The organism is Thiomicrorhabdus cannonii (assembly GCF_013391695.1).
Classification (GTDB): domain Bacteria; phylum Pseudomonadota; class Gammaproteobacteria; order Thiomicrospirales; family Thiomicrospiraceae; genus Thiomicrorhabdus; species Thiomicrorhabdus cannonii.
Genome location: NZ_JACBGH010000027.1, coordinates 1 through 463, shown reverse-complemented (window position 1 = coordinate 463; position 463 = coordinate 1). Strand labels below are relative to the sequence as shown.

The 463-nt window shown below is 34.8% G+C and carries 1 protein-coding gene; it reads right to left on the bottom strand.

Annotated features, from left to right (window positions below; all coding sequences use genetic code 11):
- Positions 1–447: pyruvate formate lyase family protein (locus tag HZ297_RS11800; RefSeq protein ID WP_343034836.1), on the bottom strand; the 447-nt coding region annotated here is incomplete at its 3' end.
- Positions 448–463: the final 16 nt, after the last annotated feature.

Genomic DNA, 463 nt, shown 5'->3' with positions numbered 1-463 from the left:
CATATATTGATCAAAACGGCCATATGAAAGAGAGTGGCCATTAGATTCAATTTGTAAAATACATTGAATAAACCAAACTGATTGAATAGCTTCTGCAAAAGTAGTTGCCGGTTCATATGGGACTCTAGAGCAAATATCTGCAATCTCAAGTAATTCTTTCTTACGTTTAGGATTTGCATTTTCGGCTAAACTTTTAGCAAGAGCAACAAAGCGCTTTGCATATACTTTAATAGCATCGATTACGATAAATATAGAGTCGTAAAAATGATATTTATCAATACTTGCTGGATCTGTTAAATCTAGAGCTACTTTTGCTTTACGAGCCCGCTCTTCAAAACCTCTTAAACCAAATTGCAAAAGTTTCTGATAGTTAACTGCTAAGTGAGCATCTCCAGAATTCATCTTACCTTCCATACCGAAGAATCCTGTTTCCATATAAACTGACACTTCTTCAGGTAATAAG